The following is a 20,895-nucleotide window of genomic DNA, read 5'->3' as shown; positions in this document are numbered from 1 at the left end:
CGGCGCACTCGCGGCCGTCGCACGCCGGCGCCGCCGCAGCTGAATGACCCAAAGCAAGAAGGCCCCGAGCTCGATGTCGAGCCCGAGGCCTTCCTTGTCCCCGAGGGGACGCGCACGGTAGTGAACCAGAGCGGTGTCCTGCACCTGCTCGCCGCGACGGCCAAGGACCTATGTCTCATTCCCCAATTACGGCTGATGGCCTGACGATCACGGGCCTCCGCGAGCACGACCCCTGCGCGTTTGTGCGTGGAACCTGAGCAAGTCACTCGCCGCTGCGTAAGGAAGGAGTCATTTCAAAGGTTTGGCCGCGGGGCAACGCGAGCTGACCGTGCGGCCCCTGTCCGGTACCTCCATGCCTCCCCAATCACCGGAGATGGAGCACATGGAATGGTCAACTGAACAGAGGCGCTGGCTCGTGAAAGTCCTTCAACCGGAGAGGACCGTCTCGTCGCTTCCGGGCGGCGGCAAAGTATCTGCCGAGACGTGCGCCGCCTTGCTCGGCCTCGAGCCGGAGACGTACCGCGCCGAGCTCGCTCAGAGCCAGAAGGGCGCAAGAGAAGCCGCACAGGGGCTGCTCGCGGAACCCGAGTTCAGCCGGATGCTGGAAAAACTACCGTTGCGCAAGAGCGCACGCATTGTCACGTTCGGCGACAGTCACACGGCAGATCCTCCCCCGGTCCTTGAGGATCGCGCGTCGAAGCACTGGGGGCTGTCCCGCTTCGGAGTCCACTTCCGCAACGAGGACGTCCGCCGTGTCGCGGAGGCCATCCGTGCCCTCGAGGAGCCCACGGTCGACCTCTTTGCGGCCTTCGGCGCATCTCCACCGCCTGAGCTCTTCACGGAGGATGGCCTGCACCTTTCGCTTGCCGGTCAGCGAAAGGTCGTCCTTGAGCTCATGCGAACCTGGAGCCGCGTTCAATGACATTCTTGGTTACTGGCGCGACAGGTAATATCGGCTCTCTCGTCACCCATCGCCTCATCAGAGGTGGGCATCGTCCCCGCGTCTTTGTCCGGGATGCAGCCCGAGCACGGGCGCTGTTCGGCGACGAGGTTGACATGCACGTCGGCGACTTGGCCAAGCCAGGCCCCGCTCTACGGAAGGCACTCGCCGGCAACGACGGCGTGTTTCTCCTCAACAGCGGGCCACGCCTCGCCGGTCGGGACCGAGTCGTCGTTCAGGTCGCTGTGGATGCGGGTGTCAAGCACATGGTGAAGCTCTCGACGCTGGACGTCCGGACCGGGGTGGGAACCGGCCCATGGCACGCGCGCGGCGAGGACGCGGTCCGGCAGAGCGGTATGCCGTACACGTTCATCCAGTCAGCCGCCTTCATGTCGAACGTGCTCGGTTGGGCTCAGTCGATTGCCACGGAGGGGGTCCTCCGTTCCTCTACCGGGCAAGGGAGGATCGCATTCATTCATCCCGACGACCTCGCCGACGTCATCACTCACGCACTGGTGCAGGATCAGCTCGTGCATTGCCGCACCCTATCCGTTCCAACCAGCGCGACCTACCCTTTCAATTGAATGACTCGCCATCCACCATTGTCCCGTTGTCAGCACATTCGACATCCCGCGAGGCGATGAACTGTGGCTTGCGCAGCGAGTACGCTGACCCTCACCACGCAGGGGGGACTGCCAGATGATGACAATCTCAATCGTCAATTTCACGCAGAACGATGACGGCGAGGTGCCGAGCCTGAGTATGTCCAGATTGGCTCGACCCACGATGGGCCCGGTGGTCGAGCTCCCCTCCACGTGACGGCGCACTGGGAGCCCACGACACCGAGGGGAGAGACCGGTCGGGGCGAGCGCTGATTCAGATGGAGTCGATGAGCCAGCACACCGGGGGGCCGCGTGTTCCATGTCTTCCTCTCGCACAGCAGCGCGGACAAGCCTGCCGTCGAGCAGCTCGCTCTGCGGCTACGAGCTCAGGCCGGCCTCAACCCCTTCCTGGACAAATGGCATCTCGTCCCGGGTGACTCCTGGCAACCCGCGCTGGAGCAGGCCCTCGCCGACAGCGAGACCGCCGCCATCTTCTTCGGCCCCTCCGGTCCAGGCCCCTGGCACAACGAGGAGTGGCAACTGGCCCTCGTCCGCGCCGTCAAGAATCGCGACGATTTCCGCGTCATCCCCGTCCTTCTCCCCGGTGCCAACCCCAAGCAGATGGAGGAGGGCTTCCTCAGCCTGCGCACCTGGGTCGACTTCCGCGATGGCCTCGACAGCGAGGGGGCCTTCGCGCGCCTGGTGGCCGGCATCCAGGGACGGGCTCCTGCGGGGGATGTCTTCACGCTGCCAGACGAGCCTGCTCCCTACCGCGGCCTGCTGGCCTTCGACGAGGCCCATAGCGAGTACTTCTTCGGCCGTGAGCCCGACATCGCTCGCACCCTGGAGAAGCTCGGCCGCGAGCGGTTCGTCGCCGTGGTGGGGCCTTCCGGCTGCGGCAAGTCCTCGCTCGTCCTGGGCGGTGTCCTGCATCGCTTGAAGCGGCAGGGCGGCATGCTCGGCCCGGGGGTACGCACCTGGACGATACGCCCAGGCGGCAGACCCCTGCGCGCACTGTCGGACGCGCTCGCCTCCAGCGAGGATTCTGGCGAGCAGCGTCTCTCCTTGTCCGACTCCCTCCACGGACGCTTCCTGGAGCGCCCTGACGGCCTGCGCACCGCCCTCGCCACCCTCACGGAGAAAAGCCCCGGCCCGTGCGTGCTGGTGGTCGATCAGCTCGAGGAGCTCTTCACATATGCCCCGGGGGACGGAGGAACGGAGGAGGTAGCGCCCTTCGTCGCCAACCTGCGCAACGCCACGCTCGAAGGCAGCGGTACCCTGCGCATCCTCGTCACCCTGCGGGCAGACTTCTTCGACCGCTGCCTGGGCCTCGCGCCCCTCCGCGAGCTTCTCCAGGACCGCATCGTGCTGCTGGGCAGCCTGGGCGACGAGGCCCTGCGCGATGTCATCCTTCGCCCGGCCCAGAAGGTGGGCGCGTACCTGGAGAAGGGCCTGCTCACCGCCATCCTCAAGGACGTCTCTCGTGAGCCCGGGGCCCTGCCCCTGCTGGAGGATGCCCTCGACCAGCTCTGGCGGACACGCACTGGGGCCTGGCTTACCCTGAGCGCGTATGAGGCCAGCGGCGGCATCTCCCAGGCCCTCCAGCGTCGCGCCCAGGCCTGCTACGAGGCGCTCCAGCCCGAGGAGCGCAAGGTGGTGCGGCTCATCCTGGTCCGCCTCACGTCCCTGGGGGAAGGCCGCGAGGACACCCGGCGCCGCATCCCCCGCGCCGAGCTCGCCTTCCCTGGCATTCCCGAGGCGCGCGTCGAGAACGTGCTGCGGGTGCTCTCGGGGCCTGGGGCGCGGCTCATCGTCGTGGACCAGGACCGCGTCGAGGTAGCCCACGAGGTCCTCATCCGCACCTGGCCCACCCTGCGCAAATGGCTGGACGAGGACCGGCGCGAGCTCCGGGGCCAGCGCCGCCTGGCGGAGGCGGCCGGTGAGTGGAGCAAGAAGGGACGCAGCGTCGGCTACCTCTACACCGGTGCCCATCTCCTCGATGCCGAGGAACTCTTCGCGCACAAGCCCGCGCTGCTCAACCAGATCGAGCGCGAGTTCCTCGAGGCAAGCATCGTCCTGCGCGACCAGCACAAGCGTGAGGAGGAGGAACAAACGAAGCGCGAGCTCGAGGCCGCACGCCGGCTCGCCGAGGAGACGGAAGCCCGGCGCAGGGTCGAAGCCGAGGGAGCGGCGAAAGCCCGGCGCTCGGCCCGCTCCCTGCGGAACCTCGTCAGCGGACTGCTGTTCGCGATCGCTGCCGTCATCGCTGGCTCGGTCCTGCTCTACAGGCAATTTCAACGAGCAGAGGATGAGAAGCGCGTCGCCTTCTCACGCGAGCTTGTCCTGAGCGCGCGTCAGACCATTCGAGAGGACCCTCAGCGGCCCCTCCTCCTCCTTCAGGAGGCCCAACGCCTCGCACCGGTCAACAACCTCGGCGAGCATCTCGATGCCTGGAGCCCTGCCTGTTTGTCCTGCGGGGGCACCGAGGTCTTATCAGCATGGCTGTGTTCAGCCCCGACGGCTCACGCGTCCTCACCGCCTCCACTGACGGCACCGCGCGCCTGTGGGAGGCCTCCTCCGGCAAATCCCTGGCCACACTCCAGGGCCACTCCAGTGTCGTGCGGTCAGCGACGTTCAGCTCCGACGGCTCGCGCGTCCTCACCGCTTCTCATGACGGCACCGCGCGCCTGTGGGAGGCCTCCTCCGGCAATCCCCTGGCCACACTCCAGGGTCACTCCAAGGCCGTGGTGTCAGCGACGTTCAGCCCCGACGGCTCGCGCGTCCTCACCGCTTCTCATGACAGCACCGCGCGGCTGTGGGAGGCCTCCTCCGGCAATCCCGTGGCCATACTCCAGGGTCACTCCAAGGCCGTGGTGTCAGCGACGTTCAGCCCCGACGGCTCGCGCATCCTCACCGCCTCCGAGGACGGCACTGCGCGGCTGTGGGCGGCCTCCACCGGCAAGCCCCTGGCCACACTCCAGGGCCACTCCAAGGCCGTGAGGTCAGCGACGTTCAGCCCCGACGGCTCGCGCGTCCTCACCGCCTCCGAGGACGGCACCGCGCGGTTGTGGGAGGCCTCCTCCGGCAAGCCCCTGGTCACACTTCAGGGTCACTCCCTGATCGTGAGTACACTCCAGCGCGAGTCCATGGAAGTGAGCTCAGCGACGTTCAGCCCCGATGGCTCGCGCGTCCTCACCGCCTCTTGGGACTACACCGCGCGGTTGTGGGAGGCCTCCACCGGCAAGACCCTGGCCATACTCCAGGGCCACTCCGGAGCCGTGGAGTCAGCGACGTTCAGCCCCGACGGCTCGCGCGTCCTCACCGCCTCTTGGGACCACACCGCGCGGCTGTGGGAGGCCTCCACCGGCAAGCCCCTGGCCACACTCCAGGGCCACTCCGACGACGTGTGGTCAGCGACGTTCAGCCCCGACGGCTCGCGCGTCCTCACCGCCTCTTGGGACCACACCGCGCGCCTGTGGGAGGCCTCCTCCGGCAAGTCCCTGGCCACACTTCGGGGCCACTCCCGGGACATGAAGTCAGCGACGTTCAGCCCCGACGGCTCGCGCGTCCTCACCGCCTCGTATGACAACACCGCGCGGTTGTGGGAGGCCTCCGGCAAGCCCCTGGCCATACTCCAGGGCCACTCCAACTACGTGATGTCAGCGACGTTCAGCCCCGACGGCTCACGCGTCCTCACCGCCTCCGAGGACGGCACCGCGCGGCTGTGGGAGGCCTCCTCCGGCAAGCCCCTGGCCATACTCCAGGGCCACTCCAAGGCCGTGAGGTCAGCGACGTTCAGCCCCGACGGCTCGCGCGTCCTCACCGCCTCCGAGGATGGCACCGCGCGGTTGTGGGAGGCCTCCTCCGGCAAGCCCCTGGCCACACTCCAGGGCCACTCCAAGGCCGTGAGGTCAGCGACGTTCAACCCGGACGGCTCGCGCGTCCTCACCGCCTCCGAGGATGGCACCGCGCGCCTGTGGGAGGCCTCCTCCGGCGAGCCCCTGGCCATACTCCAGGGCCATTCCGACGGCCTGTGGTCAGCGACGTTCAGCCCCGATGGTTCACGCGTCCTCACCGCCTCCGGGGACAACACCGCGCGGCTGTGGGAGGCCTCCTCCGGCAAGCCCCTGGCCATACTCCAGGGCCACTCCAGTATCGTGTGGTCAGCGACGTTCAGCCCGGACGGCGCACGCGTCCTCACTACCTCTTTTGACAACACCGCGCGGCTGTGGGAGGCCTCTTCCGGCAAGCCCCTGGCCACATTCCAGGGCCACTCCGGTAACGTTGAGTCAGCGACCTTCAGCCTTGATGGCTCGCGCGTCCTCACCGCCTCTTGGGACCACACCGCGCGGCTGTGGGAGGCCTCCACCGGCAAGCCCCTGGCCATACTCCAGGGCCACTCCGGTATCGTGAGAACAGCGACGTTCAGCCCCGACGGCTCGCGCGTCCTCACCGCCTCTCATGACGGCACCGCGCGCCTGTGGCCGAGTTGGCGCTGGGACCCGGAAGCCTTCGCGAAGCTTGACGTGGGCCGCACGCTCACCTGCGAGGAACGCCGCACGTTCCTCCACGAGGACACCACCTGCACCGAGGATTCGGTCCCCAGTGTCTCTGGGACAGCACCCACTGACGCCGGCACAGCGCGTTGAAGCCCGTGCTCCAAAGCACCGCTTCGGCACCGGTTCCGCTCGGGACGTCACATCCACGGCGCCCTCAGCGCCGGGAGCATGCCTGCACCGCCACACCCCCAGCGTCGTCACCGATGTGGCTGGGCCCCCTCCTTCGAGCGCGGCGCCAGCCTTGCCCGTCGGGTTCTCCCTGTCACACGGTAGCCACGGTGTCCTCTCTGCTTGCGGTTGGTCCCCGCCGTTCCAACGAGTGGCCGGGTTTGCCTCCTCCCGAGCCCTGGTCAATGCCTGACGGGCGAGGAGCCAGGCTCCAGCATCAGCGCCTCCTCGGTGGCCGAGTCGGACTTGCCCGCTGCCTGCTTCTCCCGCGCCTCTCTCAACTGAGGTGCTTCGGGCATGGGCCCGCGTCTCGCCGCGGCCAATAGGAAGGATGAGGGCACTGTTGCGGGGAGCGGCCCGGGGCACTGCGGGGCAAGAGGGCTGCTGGAGGGGGCCCCCAAGCCGATGCGCCTTTCCGGTGGAGCGTGGCGAGCACCTGGAGCTCCAGGGTGCCCACGCGCACCACGTCGCCGTGATTCACGTGGAGGTCGGCGCACGGTGCGCCCGCCGCGCCTCCCACCACCCTGGCGCCCGTGCGCTCCCGCAAGAGGCCCGAGGCGGTGACGTGGTCGGCGTGGACGTGGGTGTCGAAGACATGACTGAGGGTGAGACCCAGCTCACGCACCAGTGTCAGGTCGCGCTCCGCCTGCTCGGCAACCGGGTCGATGAGGAGCGCCTTGCGGCTGGCCAGGTCGGCGATGAGATAGGTATAGGTCGAGGACGTGGCATCGAAGAGTTGTCGGAAGAGCATCGTCGTGGCCCCCACACGTTGAGAGTCAGGCCGATGGAAAAAGGATTCACCGGGCAGCCGGAACAGGCGCCCGCCGTCCCCCTGGCCGGGCGTTTTCGAGGAGGCCCCTTCAATGGCGGCGAGAAGTGACGCGGAGTTGATTGCGGCGGCACGGGAGGGCGACGACGGAGCCCTGGACGCGCTGCTCGCACGGCACGAGCATCAGGTGTACCGCTTCGGCCTACGCATGTGCGGCTCGGAGGAGGACGCGAAGGAGGTGCTCCAGGAGACGCTGCTCACCGCCTTCCGGGGCCTGCACGCCTTCCGGGCCGACGCGGAGCTGTCCACCTGGCTCTACCAGGTCGCGCGGAGTCACTGCTTCCGTGCCCGGCGGCGGCGGGCGGGAATGCCCGAGGAGCACCTGACGCTCGACTCACCCGACGCTTCCGGAGTGCCCACCGAGGGCCCGCGTCCCGACGAGAAGGCGCACGCACGGCAGATGGGCGAAGTCCTCCAGGCCGCCATCCTCGCGCTCCCCGAGACGTACCGGGAGGCGCTCATCCTCCGGGACGTCGAAGGCCTGTCCGCCGAGGAGGCCGCACGCGTGGTGGGCATCGAGGTGCGCGCCCTCAAGAGCCGGCTGCACCGCGCGCGCATGCAGTTGCGAGAGCACCTCGCGACGCTCATGGGAGAGGACGCGGCGGCAGGTATGGAATGTCCCGAGCTGGCGCAGGAGCTCACGGACTACGCCGCGCAGGACATCGATCAGGCCACGTGTGTCCGCATCGAGGACCACCTCGGGCGCTGCAAGCGCTGCAACGAGGCCTGTGAATCCCTCAAGCGCACCGTGTCTCTTTGCCGCCGCATTCCCGGCGACGAGGTCCCCGCGCCCGTGCGCGCGGCGGTGCGACAGGCGCTCCACGGAGCCGTGACACCTCGGGCCTGACTTTGTCTTCCGGAACGGCTGCCTGAACGCAACGAGGGTGCTACAGCGCGAGCTGGAGCGCCGCGCGGATTCCCGCTTCGAGAATCGCACCCGACTCCGCGCGGTCTGGGGTTGCGCGTGCGAGTTGCAGTGTGCCGGAGAGGAGCCCGAAGAAGGCGGCTGCGTCCGCGCGGCTCACCTTCGTGCCGCGCCGCGCGGACAACACCTCTGCCAGCACGTCGAGGCTTGGCTCCATGCTGTGCACGAGCGCGTCGCGCGTCGCACGAGGGTGTCGTGCCACCTCCGGTACGAGGGCCGCCACCGGGCATCCTGTCCCCAAGGCATCCCGGTGCTCGGGACTGAGGTAGGCGCGAATACCTGCCTCCAGGTCCCCTGAGCGGAGTGCCTGTTTGAGCTCCGCGTGACGAGCCTCGAGTGAGCGAAGGAGCGACTCCTGGAGCAGCGCCTCCTTCGACTTGAAGTGTGTGTAGAAGGTCCCGACGGTCAGGTCCGCCTCGGCCATGATCTTCGCGAGGCCCACGGCGGCGATGCCGTGCTTGCGAAAGAGGCGCGACGCAGCGTCCAGGATTCGCGCACGGGTCGTTTCGTTGTGTTCGGGAGCGTATCGCATGGGGTGCCTTCCCACTGTAGCTCCAGGAACTGGAGGCTCACGACTTGCGGCTCTTGATGGCAGTATGGTCATAATGCAATGAGCGGGCAAGCGCGGAGGCAGGACATGAAGAACCAGGTCGCCATCGTTACTGGTGCCTCGTCTGGCATCGGAGAGGCCACGGCAGAGCGGCTCACCCAGGCGGGTTGCAGGGTCTACGGCACCAGCAGAAAGGGAGCTCAGGGGAGCAAACGAGCGTTCGAGATGCTCACCCTGGATGTCACCAGCGACGCATCCGTGGAGGCCGCCGTCGGAGAGGTGATGCGTTTGGAGGGCCGCATCGACCTGCTCGTGAACAACGCCGGTTTCGGGGTCGCCCCGGCCGGAGCCGAGGAGAGCTCGATTGAGCAGGCCCGCGCGATTTTCGACACGAACTTCCTGGGGCTCGTCCGCATGACCCGCGCCGTGGTGCCCTTCATGCGTCGCCAGGGTCGCGGCCGCATCATCAACATCGGCTCGATTCTCGGCGTGGTGCCGCTGCCCTACGTGGCGCTGTACGCCGCCAGCAAACATGCCGTCGAGGGCTACACGGAGTCACTCGACCACGAGCTGCGCACGCGCGGGATACGCGTCTCGGTCATCGAGCCCGCCTTCACGAAGACGCAATTCGAGGCGAACAACCTCGAGCCCGATGCAAAGCTCGACGAGTATCGGGAGGTGCGCGCGCACCTGGCGAAGGTGGTCAGCCAGGCGATGGCGAACGCGGACGAGCCAGGCGTCGTGGCTGACGTGGTGCTGAAGGCCGCCACGGCGGCCAACCCGAAAGTCCGATACACGGCTGGCGCGGCGGCGAATCGTCTGCGCCTGCTCCGCCGGTTCGCGCCCGCTGGCATACTCGACGCCGGGATTCGAAAAGACCTGCGGCTCGACGCGGTACCGTCCACCGAGCGGGGCTCGCGATGAGGGCCTTCGTCGTCGACCGATACGGGAAGAACACGCCTCTGCGAGCCACCGAAGTGGCTCCGCCGGAAGCTCGCGCGGACGAGGTCCTGGTCCAGATCCACGCGGCCAGCATCAACCAGCTCGACGCCAAGATCAGAAACGGAGAGTTCAAGCTCATCCTGCCCTATGGCTTGCCGCTCGTTCTGGGGCACGACGTCGCCGGGGTCGTGGTCAGCGTCGGTGCGCAGGTGCGGAATTTCAAGGTGGGCGATGAGGTCTACGCCAGGCCGGATGACTTCCACATCGGCGCGTTCGCCGAGCTCATCGCGGTCAAGGAGAGCTCCCTGGCGCTCAAGCCGCGGCGGCTCACGATGGAAGAAGCCGCATCCATCCCCCTGGTCGGGCTGACCGCATGGCAAGCGCTGGTTGAGAAGGCGAGGCTGAAGAAGGGAGAGTCGGTGTTCATCCAGGCCGGCTCCGGTGGCGTCGGAACGCTCGCCATCCAGCTCGCGAAGCACCTGGGCGCGACAGTGGCCACGACGACGAGCGCGAACAATGCAGGCTGGGTGAAGGGGCTCGGCGCGGACGTCGTCATCGACTACAAGAAGGAGGACTTCGAGACGCTCCTCCACGACTACGACGTGGTGCTCCACAGTCAGGACGCGGCGACGCTCGAGAAGTCGCTGCGCGTGCTGCGCCCCGGCGGAAGGTTGATCTCGATCTCAGGCCCGCCAGATCCTGACTTCGGAAGGGAAATCGGCGCGCCCTGGTACGTGAAGCTGGCCACGCATCTCTTGAGCTACGGAATCAGGCGCAAGGCCAGGCGCTCCGGCGTCGGCTTCTCGTTTCTATTCATGAAAGCGCAGGGTGCCCAATTGCGCGAGCTCGCTGCTCTCATTGACGCAGGAGTGATTCGCCCTGTCGTGGACCGCGTGTTTCCGTTCGAAGCCATCAACGAGGCCATGACCTACGTCGAGACGGGACGGGCCAAAGGGAAGGTCGTCGTCAAGGTGAGATGAGCGGGGAGCACACCCTGAGTGCGCAGCACGCTCCCCAACGTCAGCACGGCGCCGTGACGCCCCGGGCCTGAAGCGTCGCGAGTGCTGCCCGTGAAGACGGGCGCGGGACCCGGGTCCCTTGGAGACCCGGGCCCCGTCCCTGCCCTCCCATCGAGGAGGAGTGGGAGGGCGAAGTCGTCGTCAGGCCTTGCTCGGGCGGACCACCGTCGGCGCGGTCGCCACCGCCATCGACGCCGGCACCTCGGGCGCGGGCATGCTCGGCGTGGGCGCTCCCACGTGCATCCGGTGGCGCACCTCGGCGAAGCGGTCCGCGGCCTCGCGCTCCGGGAAGAGCAGCGACACCACCACGCCCACCACGAAGGCCAGCGGAATGGTGATGATGCCCGGGTTCTTCAGCGGGAAGGGCGCCGCGGCGTTGTGCAGCAGGTCCACCTGCACCGTGGGCGACAGGAAGATGAGCACCACCGCCGCGAACGTGCCCACCAGCATGCAGGCCACCGCACCCTGCGTGGTGAAGTTCTTCCACGCCATGGACAACAGCAGCGCGGGGAAGTTGCCGCTCGCCGCGATGGCGAACGCCAGACCCACCATGAACGCGACGTTCTGCCCCTTGAAGATGACGCCCAGGATGATGGCCAGGATGCCCAGCGCGAGGCTCGCGATGCGCGCCACCTTGAGCTGCTCGTGCTCCGGCGCCTTGCCCTTGCGCACCACCGTGCTCCACAAGTCGTGCGGCCAATAGGAAGGATGAGGGCACTGTTGCGGGGAGCGGCCCGGGGCACTGCGGGGCAAGAGGGCTGCTGGAGGGGGCCCCCAAGCTGATGCGCCTTTCCGGTGGAGCGACCATGCAGCCCCCTTCAGGCACACCCCTGCCAACGCCGTGCTCCCAGGGGGACTCGGCCGCTGGCTGGCGCGCCTTGGCTACGGCTGGAGTGCGTTCACCCCCACCACGCGCTCTGGGGGGGCCCCTGCGCCGGGGCCAGCCTCGGCCGCTGCCAGGGCAGTGCCAGGTGCTCCAATATCGCCCGCACTGCCTCCCGCCCCGTCAGGTACGCCAGAACCCTGCGCCGGCCCGTCACAGTCGGGCCAGTCCGAGGCCCCGAATCCTCGCCGGGTGAGCGCGTAGACGTGGTGGGTGGCGCGGAACTCGGGGGCCAGCTCGTCATAGACATGCGCGGTGCTGCCCATGCCCGCGAGGAACACCAGGGCCGGGCCTTCGCCGCCAAAGTCGAGCACCTCCAACTGGACGCCCCGCGCGGCCGACAGGCGCGTCACCCGGTGAAGCCCGGGCGTGTCATCCGGCGTGGGGGCCGGCGTCGAGGAATCACAAGCAGCCAACAAGAGCAGCGCGGCACCGAGGCGAATCGTTCGCATGTGATTGGAGCCTTCGTCCGAAAGGAGACTGGCGATTCTGGCGAGGGCCTCCTTTCCGCACCAGCGCCCCTGAGGGATGCCCCTCATCTGGCCCGCACGGACGCGGTGGCCCCCTGCACGGCAGGGCCATGGCCACCTCTCCCTCGAGGTGTTTGCCTGGATGCTGGCGCGGCAGCACCCCTGCGGCGCACTCCGGCTCGGAGTTCAGCGTGACTCGCGCTGCGGTGGCGGCGCTTCACGCGCGTCATACGCGGCGCGGGCGTGGTGGACGGCGTCACGGCGACGGAGCGCCCAGGTCGCCAGCATGTCGATGGGCTCCATCAACTCCTGGCCGAGCTCCGTCAAGGCGTAGTCCACGCGCGGCGGCACCGTGGGCGTGACGGTGCGCAGGACGAAGCCGTCACGCTCCAGACCCCGCAGCGTGGACGTCAGCACCTTGTGGGTGATGCCGCCCAGGTCCCGGCGCAGGTCGTTGAACCGTAACTCCTCGCCTGAGCCCGTCGTGACGGGGGGGCGGATGAAGTGCGAAGTCGACGCTCGACTCAAAGCAGGAGGAGCGCGACGGCATGGACTTGAAGGAGACGGCGCAGAAGCTGAAGGAGCAGGTGGAAGCGCAGCGGGGTCGCGGGACGCGGTGGCGATTCGAGGAGGGCTTCCGTGCGCAGGTGGTGGCGTATCTGAGGGCGCGGCAGGCGGAGGGAGGGACGCAGGAGGAAGCGGCGCGGGAGGTGGGCCTGTCCTCGTGGACGCTGTCGCGGTGGGGCCGGCAGGCAGGCCCGGTGAAGCGAGGGCGGCCCGCGCGAGCAGCACCGGAGACGAGTGGCGCGGCCTTCCACCCGGTGGAGATGAAGCGCGAGGTGGCGGTACGCAGCGCGCTGGTGGTGCACGGGCCCGGGGGCGTGCGGGTGGAGGGCCTCAGCGTGACGCAGGTGGTGCAGGTGCTCAGGGGGCTTGGGGGATGATGGGCACCACGCGCAGGCTGGCGGTGTACGCGTACGCGCGCCCGTGCGACATGCGCAAGTCCTTCGACACGCTGTCGGCACTGGTGACGCAGGGCATGGGGCGCGAGCTGCTGAGTGGTGACGTTTTTCTCTTCGTGGGTGGAAACCGGAAGCGGGCCAAAGCCCTCTTTTTCGACGGCACGGGGCTGTGCCTGTACGCGAAGCGGCTGGAGAGGGGCCGGTTCGCGGCGGTGTGGAAGCGGGCAGAAGAGGGCGAGCCGGTGGCGCTAACGCTGCCGGAGCTGGCGCTCTTCTTCGAGGGCAGCGAATTGGTAGGGCACCAGGCGCTCTCGCCCGCGGCGGCCGAGGCGGTGCCGGTCTTCGCGCTGGCGCGGGGCCAGGTGGGCTGAGGAGCTTGCAACCTGGAGGGTGGTGTGGCACCAGCACGACCCAGCATGGTGCGGCTGGAAACCGAGCGAGACGTCGAAAGGCTACGCCAGGCGGCGCTGCTGCTGGAGGCGGAGAATCGCCGCCTGACCTCGCGGGTGGTGGAGTTGACGCGCCAGCTTTTGACGGCGCGCGGCGAGGCCGCCGAGGTGCTGCAGCTGCGGCTGGCGGAAGTCGAGCGGCAGCTTTCCCAGGCACGCGCCGCCCTCTTCGGCCCCTCCAGCGAGAAGCGCCCGCGCCCGAAGCCCGAGCCGCCGCCCACCGAGGGCAAGCCCCAGCGAGGCCACGGCCCGCGCCAGCAGGCGCTGCCGGTGGAAGAGGAGGTGCACCTTTTGGACGAGGCGGACCAGCAGTGTCCCCAGTGTGGCGGCGCGCTTTCGCCCATGGCCGGCCAGTACGAGGAGGCCGAGGAAGTCGACGTGGTGGAGCGACGCTTCGTCCTCAAGCGCCACCGGCGGCAGAAGTACCGCTGCGGCTGCGGCGCGTGCGTGGAGACAGCCCTGGGCCCGCCAAAGCTGGTGCCGGGGGGCCGCTACTCCGTGGCCTTCGCCATTGAAGTCGCCGTGCAGAAGTACCTCGACCACGCGCCGTTGGAGCGGCAGGTGCGGGCCATGGCGCGCGAGGGCATGGTGGTGGACAGCCAGACGCTCTGGGACCAGGTGCGGCTGCTGGCGCGCCTGCTGCTACCGACGTGGGAAGCGCTTTGGCTTGAGCAATTACGCCAGCAGGTGCTGGGCGCGGACGAGACGCGCTGGCCGCTGTTGGGCAGCCCGGGACAGACGAAGTGGCACCTGTGGGCGCTGGCCAGTGCGCACGCCGTCGTCTACCGCATCGCCGAAACCCGAGGGGCCGAGGCCGCGCGCGAGCTGTTGAAAGACTTTTCCGGCGTGTTGATGGCGGACGGCTACGCCGTCTACGGGGCCTTGCAGAAGGAGAGTGCTGGGCGCTTCCAGGTGGCGCACTGCTGGGCGCATGTGCGGAGGAAGTTTCTGGAGTGCGGCGGGCCCCAGGCGGCAGTCGCTGTGGAGCTCATTGGCGAGGTGTACCAAGTGGAGCGCGAGTACCAGACGGGCCCGCCCGACTTGCAGCGGTTGCACGCACTTCGCCAGCAGAAGAGCCGCCCGGTGGTGGCCCGCCTGCACGCGTGGGCCCTCCAGGTGCGCGTGCTGCCCGAGTCCGCGCTGGGCAAGGCCCTGCGCTACCTGGGCGAGCTGTGGCCCGGACTGACGCGCTTCCTGGACGACGCACGCGTGCCCTTGGACAATAACGCCACCGAGCGTGCCCTGCGCGGGCCGGTGGTGGGACGCAAGAACCACTACGGCAGCCGCAGCCGCCGCGGCACCGAGGTGGCCGCCATTCTCTACAGCCTGCTGGAGTCGGCGAAGCTGTGCGGCGTCGAGCCCAAGGCCTACCTGCGCGCTGCCGTGCTGGCGGCGCTCAACGGCGAGTCGCCACTGCTACCGCACCAGTACGCGACAGCTGCCTGAAAGGGCTTCCATGGCCGCGAAGATTTCCGAAACCCTGCTGGAGTACGCCGCGCCACTGCTCGCGCAGATGCCACCAGGCGCGTCGCTTCAGCAGCAGCAGGCCTTTCTCCAAGTCGTCATCACCGTCTGGAATGCGCTGGTAGTGGCGCAGTGGGGGAAGGAGAACCTGTTGCCCGATGTCTACCGGCGCCTGGAAGCGATGCCCCAGCCCGGCCGGACAACGATGCTCGCGATGGTCGACGCGCTCGTGGACCGCAAGCGCCAGCACTTCGCGAACGACCTGCGCGCCGTGGGCCGCTGGGAACTGCGCGTGAAGGCGAACGGAGAACTCTCCCTCTGGGCGGAGGCACGCGGTCCATCACGCTGAGTCGGGCCACAGCGGCATCATCCGCCGAGCTCTCCGTCAACGGAGAACTCGACGGGCTCGGGCGAGGACTTACGTTGAACCGGACGGGGCCCTCGCGCAGGTGACGGATGACGAGGATGGACCACTTGTCTCCCACGCGGGCCAGCACCTCGCCGACCTCCTTGCAGACATCCGGGGGGAGCGCCATGGGCGAGGGCGGTATCTTCAAAGTGCGTCCTTGTTTGGAAATCCCGTGGCCAGCATATAGCGGCGCACCGAAGGGCATTCCCGCCAAGGAGAGCAAGCATGCGGCCTGACACGAGGACGGCGCTGGTCACAGGTGCGCGCACAGGGGTCGGACTGGCGCTGACGCGGCGCCTGCTGGCGGAGGGTTGGGACGTGGCGGTGCTGGTGCGCTCGCCCATCGCCGAGGTGCCAGACGTGCTCGCCGCCGAAGAAGCCGGCCGGTTGCGCACGTACCGCGCGGACCTGTCGGACTTCCAGAGCCTCCGGGGCGCCCTCCAGGAGATTGCGAGGAAGGAGCCCTCCCTCGACGTGTTGTTCAACAACGCGGCTGTCGGTCCCGGGGAGTTGCTCTTCTCAGCGCAGGGCCGTGAGCTGTGCTTCGAGGTGAATACCGTCGTGCCCTATGTGCTCACGCGCGCCCTGGCCCCCAACGTGGCGAACAGCCAGTTGAAGCGGGTGGCCAACACGTCCTCCAACGCGCTGCTGTACGTGAAGTCCTTCGAACCGAAGAGCCTCGCGCATCCCACGGGCAAGTTCCGGCCACTCCTGGGCGCCTACGCCCACTCCAAGCTGGCCCTGTCCCTGTGGACGCAGGCGCTGGCGGATGAGCTGTCCACGCAGGGCATCTCCAGCGTCTCCGCGTGCCCCGGTCCCAACAAGACGCCGCTCACGGCGAGCGCGGGGATGCCCTGGGCGCTCGGCCTCGTGGCCCGGTTCTTCTTCAAGCCGCCCAGCGTGGGCGCCGACCGGATTCACAGCGCGGCCCTGGGGAGCCTCCGTGTCCCCGACGGGAGCTTCCTCAACAAGGGCAAGGTCACGCCCCTGCCCTTCGCGCACAGTGCGCAGGCGGTCCTCGATGAGGTCCACGGCATCTATGAGCGCGAGTTCACGGTGAACGCTTCAGACAGGGAGGCGGGCCGGGTCCACGCTCGATGACGCGGCCAGGAGCACGTCTCGCGCATCCCTCGGACGGCGAATCCGCCACACATAGCCTGCCCAGCCCAGCCGCTTTCCCAGGTGGGGCGCGGCAGGTGCCTGGCTCTCTTGGCTGGCTGTGGCGGCTTGAGCTTCAACACCACGCGCTCTGGGGCGGCCCTCGCGCCCTCCGTCGCTGCAGGGCGTGCCCCCGCGCGCAGCAAGAGGGTGAGGACGTCCGAGAGGAGCCCCACGTCCTTGAGCAGCACCCACCGCACCCGATGCGGAAAGGACAGCGTCCACTGCCGGTAGGGCACATGCGGCAGCACCTGCTCCACCAGGTGCACTGCCGTCACATGCGCTCGCTTCGCGTTGCAGGAGTGACACACCCCTCGTCCCTTACCCGCTCCAGTTCCCCGCGTTCAAGGAGCGCGTAGACGGTGGCCCGGCAAACGGCCAACTCCTCCGCCACCTCGCGCACCGTGAGCATCGGCGAGGCCACCGGCCGCACCATGTTCCGCACCACCGGCGCACCATGGCGAGTCGAAACCGTGGAAACGGTGCCAACCGGCCCCACCCCGGCTCATGACCGATGGGTCCCTGGTTCGAATCCAGGAGGGCCCACTCCCCTTCCCCTGCACAGCGCCTCGGGAATCTCCACTGGGGCGCCGACCGCGGGAAGGTAGGAACACGGGAGGCCCGGTGGGACGTGCCCTCCGGAGAGGAGGCTGTCCACCGGGCATCCCTGGTGGCTACGTCACTTCACGGTGAGGCACTTCGCGGGGCCGAGCGTGGCCTGGAAGTACGGCGTGTAGAGGTCGGGCGCGAGCGTGAAGTTGCAGGTGTTCACCGAGGCCGGCGACAGGCCCTGGTGCTCCTGCATGTAGCGCGCGACGTAATCCCGCACGCCGTCCGCGGAGGACCACAGCAGGCGGCCTTCCTTGAACATGCTGTACCCGCCGCCGCCACCGCCTCGGTAGTTGTTCACGGCGATGCGGAAGACCTGGTCGTCCCGGACGTCCAGGCCCTTGAAGCGCAGGTGCGTGAGCCGGGAGCCCGCGGGCTTCGTCAGGTCGTAGCCGTACTCGATGCCCGAGTAGAGGTCCCAGTTGTAGTCCGCGACGACGGGCGCGGTGGCCTTCGCGTCCTCGGGCTTCGCGGGCAGGTTGGCCGCGTCGAGCTGCTTGAAGTACAGCGTGTTCATCTCCAGCGCGCGCCGGAGGATGGAGCCGTTGATCTCCATCACGTACAGCGTGTTGTCGTAGATGTAGACGCTGTAGGCATCGCGCAGGGTGACTTCCCCCGCCGGCAGCGCGACGTTGTTGCTGAACAGGGCGGTCGCGGACAGCTCCACGGGGAAGCCGGCCTCTTCCGCGGCCTCCTCCTGCACGGTGTTGAGCAGGTCCGCCAGCGGGCTGTCCACGTAGCGTCCCGGGAAGCCGCCCGTGAAGGCCGCGGTGGTGCTGCCAATCTTCTGGTTCACGTAGGTCACCGTGGTGTCGTGGTAGGACTGGGTGAGCTGCTTGACGGTGGCATCCTCCACCACCGTGTCGTCCACCGCGTGGAGCTGCGAGTCGTGCGTGTCCACGCCCCAGCGCCCGCCGTTCCAGGTGACGTTGAGCTGCACGTGGGCCAGGTGGCTGCCCCAGCGGTTGGGCTGCGTGAGGAGGACCTCGCGGCCGTCCTGGTTCTTCAGCAGCATCTTCGGGATGGGCTGGTGGGTGTGGCCGGTGAGGAGCACGTCCACGTCCGCGACCTGCTGGGCAATCTGCACGGCCTCGTTCTCACCGGGGAGGTTGCCCCGGTCGGTCCACTTCGTGGGGTCCGCGTAGTCCGCGAGCCACGACTCCGGGCTGGTCGCGCTGCCGACGGGCTGCTTGTCCGGGCCGCTGTGGATGGCCACCACCACCACGTCCGCGCCGGCCTGCTTCATCTCCGGCACGTAGGCCTTCGCGGTCTCCAGCGGGTCATCGAAGCGCAGCCCGGTGATGTTGTCCTTGCGCTCCCACGTCGCCACGCCCGGCGTCACCAGGCCGAGGATGCCGACCTTCACGCCGCACACCGTGGTCATCACATACGGGGTGAAGGCCGCGGAGCCGTCCGCGACCTTGCGCACGTTGGCGCCGAGGACGGGGAAGTTCGCCTCGCTCTTGAACTTGTTGAGGACGTCCTGGCCATAGTTGAACTCGTGGTTGCCCAGGGCCATGGCGGCGTAGCCCAGCTCGTTCATGGCGGTGGCCATGGGGTGCTTGGGCGCGTTGTCCACCAGGGCGTAGTAGGTGCCGAGCGGCGAGCCCTGGATGGTGTCACCGGTGTCGACGAGCAGCGTGCAGTCCGGGTTCTTCGCCCGCTCCTGCTTGACGAGCGTGGCCACCCTGGCGAGGCCGCGCTTCGCGTCCGGTTTCCCGGTGAAGTAGTCCCACGGGAAGATGTTGGTGTGCAGGTCGCTCGTCTGGAGCAGCGTCAACGTGCGCGGCGAGGTGTCCACCGGGGTCTGATTGGGGGGCGGGTCATCGTTGGAGTCACAGGCGGTCAGCAGCGAGCTGGCACCCACGAGACAGAGCGTGCTGGTGCGCAGCGCGCGCATCAAGAAGGGGAAGCGGTTCAAGAGGCCTCGACCATGAGCCGTGCCGGAAGGGAATCCTCCGGAGGGGGACGCACCCTACCGGTTCGATGTGCCCCAAGGAAATGATTGCTCAATACCTGACATCGGGTTCGAGGGCGCCATGCTCCCCTCCTCCGTTCCCGCTTTGGGGAAGTGTCTGTCTGAACCAGCCTCCCAAGACACACGCCCGCAATGGCTTTCCCATCAACTATCGAATAGAAGACGGCACCTCCATTCCTCACGAGCACCTCGATGCCCTCATCCGGTCCGTCCCACCTCCGTTGGTGTCTTCCCCTCGCCCTCCTCGTTGGAGGGGCCGCTCCGAGCGCCCTGGCGCAGGAGCAGGCCCACAAGAACCACGTGCAGCTGCGCCTGCTCGGGCTCAATGACTTTCACGGCCACCTGAAGGCGGATGACCCGCCGCTCTCCCGGCGGCAGGACCCGGGCCAGACGCCGGTGGGCGGAGTCGAGTACCTCGCGACGACGCTTCAGCAGCTGCGCGCGTCGGCTCCCGGCGCCACGTTGACGGTGGCGGCGGGCGACCTCATCGGTGGCTCCACCTTCATCTCCGGCCTCTTCCAGGACGAGCCCACCGTGGAGGCGCTCGACGCGCTGAAGCTGGATGTCTCCAGCGTGGGCAACCACGAGTTCGACGAGGGGACGTCGGAGCTCCTGCGGATGCAGTACGGCGGCTGCCACCCCGAGGCTGGGTGCTTCCTGCCCGGAGTCTCCTACCCCGGCGCGCAGTTCCGCTGGCTCGCGGCCAATGTCGTCCAGAAGTGCGACGGCACCACGCTCCTGCCTGCCTATGAAGTGCGCGAGGTCGACGGCGTCAAGGTCGGGTTCATCGGCATGACGCTCGCGGCGACGAACACGCTCGTCTCGCCTGCCGGCGTGGCCACGGTGGACTTCCTGGATGAGGTGGCCACCGCCAACCGGTATGCGCGCACGCTCGTCCGCCAGGGCGTGAAGACCCTCATCGTCCTCATGCACGAGGGCGGCCTCCAGACGGGGGCCTACAACGAGTGCGCGGGCATCTCCGGGCCGGTCGCCACCATCGCCTCGCAGCTGGACCCGGAAATCGACGTGCTCATCACCGGGCACACCCATGAGCCGTACGTCTGCAACCTTCCCGGTCCGGACGGCCGGCTGCGCCCGGTGACCAGCGCGGCGTCGTACGGCCGGGTGGTGACGGAGATCAACCTGACCCTCAACCGCCGCTCCGGCAACGTCATCCCGGAGCGGACCACCGCGGTCAACCACCTGGTGACGCGCACGGTGGCGAAGGACCCGGCGCAGACGGCCATCATCTCCAAGTGGAATGCCATGGCCGCGCCGCGCGCTGCCCGCGTGGTGGGGCGCATCACCGGCGACATCACCGGCGACTCGGGTGGGAACCGGGCCATCGAGACGCCCATGGCGGACCTCGTCGCGGATTCGATTCTCTTCGGGACGGAAGGCGCGAAGGGAGGCGCGCAGCTGGCCCTCACCAACGTGGGCGGCGTGCGGGCCAGCCTGCGCTATGGCACCATCACCAATGGCGAGCTGCCGGGCGAGGTCACCTACGAGGAGGCGTACCTGGTGTTGCCGTTCGGCAACCTCCTGGTGAGCCTGGACCTGACGGGAGACCAGATCCGCCGGATTCTGGAGGCGCAGTACCAGCCCGTGCCGGCGCGTGGCTCGCGCCCCATGCTGGCGCTCGGCGTGTCCCAGGGCTTCACGTATGAGTGGGACGCCACCCAGCCCGAGGGCAGCCGCGTCGTCCCGGGGTCCATGAAGCTGCACGGTGTTCCCCTGGACCTCGCGGCGACGTACCGGGTGGGGACGCTGAACTTCCTCGCGGACGGCGGTGACCTCTTCACCCCGTTCACGGAGGGGCAGAACCGCCTGGGGGGGCCGGAGGACCTCGAGAACTTCACGGCCTACCTCTCCGCGGCGGGCACCCTCTCGGCGCCCCCGGACCGGGTGACGGGCCTGTAGTCGTCAACGGTGGCACGCAGCATCGCGAGGGTGTTCGGGCTGAACGTCGGCACCCTCGT

18 protein-coding genes and 3 pseudogenes are annotated in these 20,895 nt (G+C 68.5%); 14 read left to right on the top strand and 7 right to left on the bottom strand.

Annotated features, from left to right (window positions below; translation table 11 throughout):
• The first annotated feature begins 382 nt into the window (after positions 1–382).
• From ACVTJA_RS23585 to ACVTJA_RS23565, 5 genes and pseudogenes are all read left to right on the top strand, one after another.
• Positions 383–922 (top strand): SGNH/GDSL hydrolase family protein, encoded by a 540-nt coding sequence (locus tag ACVTJA_RS23585; protein ID WP_465839346.1) that lies wholly within the window; start codon positions 383–385, stop codon positions 920–922.
• Positions 919–1,524 (top strand): SDR family oxidoreductase, encoded by a 606-nt coding sequence (locus ACVTJA_RS23580; RefSeq protein ID WP_465839344.1) that lies wholly within the window; start codon positions 919–921, stop codon positions 1,522–1,524. The genes ACVTJA_RS23585 and ACVTJA_RS23580 overlap by 4 nt, the downstream gene beginning before the upstream one ends.
• Positions 1,525–1,854: 330 nt before the next feature.
• Positions 1,855–3,447 (top strand): annotated as a pseudogene (locus ACVTJA_RS23575) (toll/interleukin-1 receptor domain-containing protein); the annotation flags it as partial.
• A 593-nt stretch (positions 3,448–4,040) separates the two neighbouring features.
• Positions 4,041–4,307: pseudogene (locus tag ACVTJA_RS23570) on the top strand (WD40 repeat domain-containing protein); the annotation flags it as partial.
• Between the two features lie 108 nt (positions 4,308–4,415).
• Positions 4,416–6,191, top strand: a complete 1,776-nt coding sequence (locus ACVTJA_RS23565) for a WD40 repeat domain-containing protein (RefSeq protein ID WP_465840502.1) — start codon at positions 4,416–4,418, stop codon at positions 6,189–6,191.
• A 502-nt stretch (positions 6,192–6,693) separates the two neighbouring features.
• Here the strand turns inward: ACVTJA_RS23565 and ACVTJA_RS23560 are convergent.
• Positions 6,694–7,020, bottom strand: a pseudogene (locus ACVTJA_RS23560) (MBL fold metallo-hydrolase); the annotation flags it as partial.
• A gap of 112 nt (positions 7,021–7,132) precedes the next feature.
• On the opposite strand from ACVTJA_RS23560, the gene ACVTJA_RS23555 reads away from it, so the two are divergent.
• Positions 7,133–7,945, top strand: coding sequence for a sigma-70 family RNA polymerase sigma factor (locus ACVTJA_RS23555; protein ID WP_465839342.1), 813 nt, complete (start codon positions 7,133–7,135; stop codon positions 7,943–7,945).
• A gap of 40 nt (positions 7,946–7,985) precedes the next feature.
• Here the strand turns inward: ACVTJA_RS23555 and ACVTJA_RS23550 are convergent, their stop codons facing one another.
• Positions 7,986–8,555: a TetR/AcrR family transcriptional regulator gene (locus tag ACVTJA_RS23550; protein ID WP_465839340.1), complete on the bottom strand. Its 570-nt coding sequence runs from the start codon at positions 8,553–8,555 to the stop codon at positions 7,986–7,988.
• A gap of 105 nt (positions 8,556–8,660) precedes the next feature.
• On the opposite strand from ACVTJA_RS23550, the gene ACVTJA_RS23545 reads away from it, so the two are divergent.
• Positions 8,661–9,497, top strand: coding sequence for an oxidoreductase (locus ACVTJA_RS23545; RefSeq protein WP_465839339.1), 837 nt, complete (start codon positions 8,661–8,663; stop codon positions 9,495–9,497).
• The gene (locus tag ACVTJA_RS23540; protein ID WP_465839337.1) at positions 9,494–10,495 is read left to right on the top strand and encodes an NADP-dependent oxidoreductase; all 1,002 of its coding nucleotides are present in this window, start codon (positions 9,494–9,496) and stop codon (positions 10,493–10,495) included. Before ACVTJA_RS23545 ends, ACVTJA_RS23540 begins: the two co-directional genes overlap by 4 nt.
• 180 nt (positions 10,496–10,675) lie before the next feature.
• Here the strand turns inward: ACVTJA_RS23540 and ACVTJA_RS23535 are convergent, their stop codons facing one another.
• From ACVTJA_RS23535 to ACVTJA_RS23525, 3 genes are all read right to left on the bottom strand, one after another.
• Positions 10,676–11,206 (bottom strand): sodium:solute symporter family transporter, encoded by a 531-nt coding sequence (locus tag ACVTJA_RS23535; RefSeq protein WP_465839336.1) that lies wholly within the window; start codon positions 11,204–11,206, stop codon positions 10,676–10,678.
• Between the two features lie 210 nt (positions 11,207–11,416).
• A complete protein-coding gene (locus ACVTJA_RS23530) occupies positions 11,417–11,869 on the bottom strand; it encodes an alpha/beta fold hydrolase (protein ID WP_465839335.1) in 453 nt (150 codons plus the stop codon).
• Positions 11,870–12,073: 204 nt separating this feature from the next.
• Positions 12,074–12,415 (bottom strand): winged helix-turn-helix transcriptional regulator, encoded by a 342-nt coding sequence (locus ACVTJA_RS23525; protein ID WP_465839333.1) that lies wholly within the window; start codon positions 12,413–12,415, stop codon positions 12,074–12,076.
• Between the two features lie 20 nt (positions 12,416–12,435).
• Between ACVTJA_RS23525 and ACVTJA_RS23520 the strand changes: the two genes are divergently transcribed.
• From ACVTJA_RS23520 to ACVTJA_RS23500, 5 genes are all read left to right on the top strand, one after another.
• A complete protein-coding gene (locus ACVTJA_RS23520; protein ID WP_465832657.1) occupies positions 12,436–12,831 on the top strand; it encodes a hypothetical protein in 396 nt (131 codons plus the stop codon).
• Positions 12,828–13,220 (top strand): IS66 family insertion sequence element accessory protein TnpB, encoded by a 393-nt coding sequence (tnpB, locus tag ACVTJA_RS23515; protein ID WP_465832655.1) that lies wholly within the window; start codon positions 12,828–12,830, stop codon positions 13,218–13,220. Before ACVTJA_RS23520 ends, tnpB begins: the two co-directional genes overlap by 4 nt.
• A gap of 24 nt (positions 13,221–13,244) precedes the next feature.
• Positions 13,245–14,744 (top strand): IS66 family transposase, encoded by a 1,500-nt coding sequence (tnpC, locus tag ACVTJA_RS23510; RefSeq protein ID WP_465832653.1) that lies wholly within the window; start codon positions 13,245–13,247, stop codon positions 14,742–14,744.
• A 10-nt stretch (positions 14,745–14,754) separates the two neighbouring features.
• Entirely contained in the window at positions 14,755–15,111 is a 357-nt protein-coding gene (locus ACVTJA_RS23505; RefSeq protein ID WP_465832652.1) for a hypothetical protein, read from the top strand.
• 285 nt (positions 15,112–15,396) lie between these two features.
• Positions 15,397–16,272, top strand: a complete 876-nt coding sequence (locus tag ACVTJA_RS23500; protein WP_465839331.1) for an SDR family NAD(P)-dependent oxidoreductase — start codon at positions 15,397–15,399, stop codon at positions 16,270–16,272.
• Between the two features lie 331 nt (positions 16,273–16,603).
• Here ACVTJA_RS23500 and ACVTJA_RS23495 read toward each other — a convergent pair whose 3' ends face one another.
• Together ACVTJA_RS23495 and ACVTJA_RS23490 are read right to left on the bottom strand one after the other, a co-directional pair.
• The gene (locus ACVTJA_RS23495; protein ID WP_465840501.1) at positions 16,604–16,741 is read right to left on the bottom strand and encodes a helix-turn-helix domain-containing protein; all 138 of its coding nucleotides are present in this window, start codon (positions 16,739–16,741) and stop codon (positions 16,604–16,606) included.
• A 267-nt stretch (positions 16,742–17,008) separates the two neighbouring features.
• Positions 17,009–18,859, bottom strand: a complete 1,851-nt coding sequence (locus ACVTJA_RS23490) for a bifunctional metallophosphatase/5'-nucleotidase (RefSeq protein ID WP_465839329.1) — start codon at positions 18,857–18,859, stop codon at positions 17,009–17,011.
• 249 nt (positions 18,860–19,108) lie between these two features.
• On the opposite strand from ACVTJA_RS23490, the gene ACVTJA_RS23485 reads away from it, so the two are divergent.
• Positions 19,109–20,836, top strand: coding sequence for a bifunctional metallophosphatase/5'-nucleotidase (locus ACVTJA_RS23485; protein WP_465839327.1), 1,728 nt, complete (start codon positions 19,109–19,111; stop codon positions 20,834–20,836).
• The last annotated feature ends 59 nt before the right edge of the window (positions 20,837–20,895 follow it).

It is taken from the genome of Pyxidicoccus sp. M6, from assembly GCF_055568925.1.
Note: the sequence above shows the minus strand (reverse complement) of the source record. Positions and strands in the feature narration are given on the sequence as shown.